At 41.6% G+C, this 3821-nt stretch carries 6 protein-coding genes; all 6 read right to left on the reverse strand.

Annotation, left to right across the window (positions count from 1 at the left end; genetic code table 11):
* A partial coding sequence (locus PGLA_RS22720; RefSeq protein WP_211269606.1) for a hypothetical protein occupies positions 1–305 on the reverse strand: 305 nt, incomplete at its 3' end.
* Complete coding sequence (locus PGLA_RS22725) at positions 302–682, reverse strand: hypothetical protein (protein WP_068537429.1); 381 nt, start codon at positions 680–682, stop codon at positions 302–304. The genes PGLA_RS22725 and PGLA_RS22720, both read right to left, overlap by 4 nt.
* A gap of 125 nt (positions 683–807) precedes the next feature.
* The gene (locus tag PGLA_RS22730; protein WP_068537431.1) at positions 808–1005 is read right to left on the reverse strand and encodes a hypothetical protein; all 198 of its coding nucleotides are present in this window, start codon (positions 1003–1005) and stop codon (positions 808–810) included.
* 23 nt (positions 1006–1028) lie between these two features.
* Complete coding sequence (locus PGLA_RS22735; RefSeq protein ID WP_084411435.1) at positions 1029–2372, reverse strand: RHS repeat-associated core domain-containing protein; 1344 nt, start codon at positions 2370–2372, stop codon at positions 1029–1031.
* 413 nt (positions 2373–2785) lie between these two features.
* On the reverse strand, positions 2786–3307 hold the full coding sequence (locus tag PGLA_RS22740; RefSeq protein ID WP_068537435.1) for an SMI1/KNR4 family protein: 522 nt from the start codon (positions 3305–3307) through the stop codon (positions 2786–2788).
* A 14-nt stretch (positions 3308–3321) separates the two neighbouring features.
* On the reverse strand, positions 3322–3821 hold a 500-nt coding region (locus PGLA_RS22745; RefSeq protein ID WP_068537437.1), incomplete at its 5' end, for a DNA/RNA non-specific endonuclease.

A 3821-nucleotide genomic window follows, 5' to 3' on the forward strand; every position in this document is an offset into this window, starting at 1 on the left:
CCGTCCCTTCCGTTATAACCAAACGGTTGGTTGGTCTTTCCTTCGTGCTTCTCTAACTCGCCGTATGGTCCATAGGTATAGCGGTCAGTCACACTGCCTTGTTCATCTGTTAAGAGCGTTGTACTTCCACGGATATCACTGTGGTAACTTTGGTAATTACCTTGAGCATCTTCTCGTCCGATCAGCCCTAAGCCATAGACATAAGTGGCTTTGGGGATTCCTTCAGCGTCTAACGCCATCAGCACACGACTTAATTCCGGAAGAGCATCCACGACGTACCGTGTCGTCTTCCCTTTCCATGTCATCGAGGTCCGATTGCCTTGAGCATCATACGTGTCTGGGCTTTTCCCGATTTCACGAGTCGGTTACGTGCATCATATTCGAAGGATGCCATCGTCTTTCCTTCGCTCATGTACAGGAGATTCCCATCGGCATCCATCTCGACCGGGTATCCTCCTATACTAAACAAACGGTTATCTTTTGTATAGGCGATCGGCGGATACGCCTCTTGTTCACTATCCGTTCTTGTCATCATATTCCCAGCTAGGTCATAGCTGTATGCAATCCGTCGACCCGACCAAGATCCACTACTCATCCGTCTTAAGTTATCATACGTATATTGCTTGTCTTCCTCTTGGATGATCTGGCCGATCGCGTTGTAGGTGTAGTGATACTGTTGCATCTTTGTAGCATATCACATGGGTTAAGTGTGTTATTGGTTGAAAGATGAGTTCATTCGGCCCTGAGTAGTCAAAAAAAAAAGACCTTGAACGGCAATTATAAGCCAACCAAGGTATTCACATAATATTATAAGATACTATCTACTATCTCACATTTACTCTTTAACATTTCATTAATTACCGCATCATAGATATCATCATCTTCAATTATTAATGCGATTTTATCCATCCTATTAAAAATCGAGTAATCGCCATCTTTCATTTTTACGAGCACATATTCCTTTCTATTTTCTGTCCATATATACTTATACTCTTCCAAACTCATATATTTCACTCCTCTCGATTGAGTTATCTATAACTTCCATCTTGGAAAAATCTAATTACATCATCTCTACCTGAAGGTATAATTTGAGAGCTACGTTGAGGTGAACCGACTTGCTCCAACACTTGTAGAACCCTTCTATCTGCTTTACTTGAGAATGGACTACCAGCAGGATGAGTATGATAGATAAGCATTGAATCTTTGCTGATTGGTACAGGAACACTGGTGGAAGTTCCCGAAAATAGGTTGTAAGTGCCACCTGCTCCATTTTTCCCAGTACCTCTCTCATAAACTAATGCAAACTGAACACCATGATGTTCAGTTAATTGTCTCATTTCTTCTGGTGATACCCTATTAGGGACAGTTATGCCTTGTTTGCCTGGCAGACTCGTAACATCAGAAACTACCCGTCCATCTGGAAGTATTCGTCTAGTTAATTGACTGCCTTCTTCAGCAAGATTACCCGTCCCCTCAGGTACCCCATCAGGACAAGGCCCCTTCATTAATCCCAACGGATCAATATAACGAATCGGGTCTCCGTTGACATAAGCATAGCGATTCAGCGTCTGTCCATCCATCAGATCTCCACGGAGGATATCTCGGTTCAAGAAGCGTTGTAAGACCGGATGGTAGTACCGTGCCCTCATATAATAGAGTCCGTTCGGATCAGATTGTACGCCGTCCCTTCCGTTATATCCAAACGGTTGGTTGGTCTTTCCTTCGTGCTTCTCTAATTCACCGTACGGTCCATAGGTATATCGGTCGGTCACGCTACCTTGTTCATCTGTTAAGAGAGTTGTACTTCCACGGATATCACTGTGGTAACTCTGGTAATGGCCTTGGGCATCTTCTCGTCCGATCAGCCCTAAGCCATATACATAATAGGTTTTCGGGGTTCCCTCAGCGTCTAACTCCATCAGCACACGGCTTAATTCCGGAAGAGCATCAACGACATATCGCGTTGTCTTCCCTTTCCATGTCATCGAGGTCCGATTGCCTTGAGCATCATACGTGTACTGGGCTTTGCCCGATTTCACGAGTCGGTTACGTGCATCATATTCGAAGGATGCCATCGTCTTCCCTTCGCTCATGTACAGGAGATTCCCGTCGGCATCCATTTCGACCGGGTATCCTCCTATACTAAACAAACGGTTATCTTTTGTATAGGCGATCGGGGGATACGCTTCTTTGTCACTATCCGTTCTTGTCATCATATTCCCGGCTAGGTCATAGCTGTCGGTCACGCTACCTTGTTCATCTGTTATGAGGTTTCGGACTATATTAGAGGGCAAGGTGGCTAGCCTAAAACGTATCCTTACCTGTATATATTGACTGGCGCGGTACCAGATTGTTATTGACACAGTAATCATCGTTGCTATGGTCAGTTAAGTTGCGGACAAAGTAACCTCATTTGTTCACCGCCCTTACTATAGTTGTCGTGGTGTCCACCGTTAAAGTTGCGATTAATGTCCTTCTCACCGTCACTATCGTTGTATAGTAATCTACAGTTGCGATAGATCTGAATAATATGCAAGAAAACGAAGATAACAAAAAACAGATCAATCATGGTGGGATCTGACCATAATCAACCTGTTCAATGTAACGCTAGAACGTTATTTAGGTTATAAAAATCAAGCATTGATGTTGAGTACGATTGAAATCGAGAAATCTTTATACGGGTATTACATGGGTTATATGTGTTATTGGTTGAATGATAGATTCAAACTGTACTGGCTACCCCCAGAAAATGGTACATCAATTAGCAGACAAGGTATCAATATATTTATAGTACAAAGATTGGATTTTCACTTGGAAAATCCTCCGGAAAAGCATCACATATAAGTTCTCTAGTTAAGACCTTATATATAAATTCAGTCATAGTTAGTGAATAAATATGGTAATCAGAAGATCTTGTTTCATAAACAACAACCTTCCATTGGTCAGGCTCCCCTTCAGTCAGCCAATATAGTTCATCTCCATTATCCGTGAAAGCCCAAGGAAGAATACCTCCACTAGCTGGAAAAACATCGTGTTTAAAATTTTTAGGAAATTCTTGTTTTGACTGCATATATGCACCAGAGATTTCTTCTTTCCTTCGGAGAAAATTAATATTTTCATCTTGATCAAAGGGTGTCAGTATCCAAATAAAATTATCAATACCACCAGTGCCATAAGTTCTAATAAACTTTTTATAATCACTTGGGAGTTCTGTACCTAAGATTTTTATAAATGTCTCCCAACTCTTTTCGTCACCTGTGTTATCAGGCTTATCAGGAGGATTAAGTATTCTAATTAAATTCTCCAAATTAAATACACCTCTTACTTTCTATTTAAAATTGTTACATCCATACTAAAGCCATCTATGCCCCTTGCTTTTAATGTTACACCAATAGGAGTCAAATTATCCCCTTTGTAGATAGGAATAGACTGATATCTTACAATTTCCCCTGCATCAACTGCATTTCGTACAGATGTCTCAAACCCTCTCATTACTGGAGAATTAACTGGGGATTGATAAAGTGTAACTAGGTTGCGTGAATCATTACCAGTACCACCCAGTTGATTTCCAAGCAAGTGTCCGCGAGCGTGACCTGGACTGCCTTTTCCTCCACCTAAAAACCCTGGAGGGATAATCGATTGCTTTGCTTTGCTACCCGTTCCTATCATATCTGGAATAATTGTAGCAGTAACACCTGTAGGTCTACGTAAGTCATCCAGTTCACCGAAAACAACTTGTCTAGGAGAATTTTTGTTTATTTTTTCTATTCCTAGATTACCCGTGCCATCAGTTACCCTACCATCACAAGTCCCCTTCATTA

It is taken from the genome of Paenibacillus glacialis, assembly GCF_001637205.1.
In the GTDB taxonomy this organism is placed as follows: Bacteria; Bacillota; Bacilli; order Paenibacillales; family Paenibacillaceae; genus Paenibacillus_AQ; species Paenibacillus_AQ glacialis.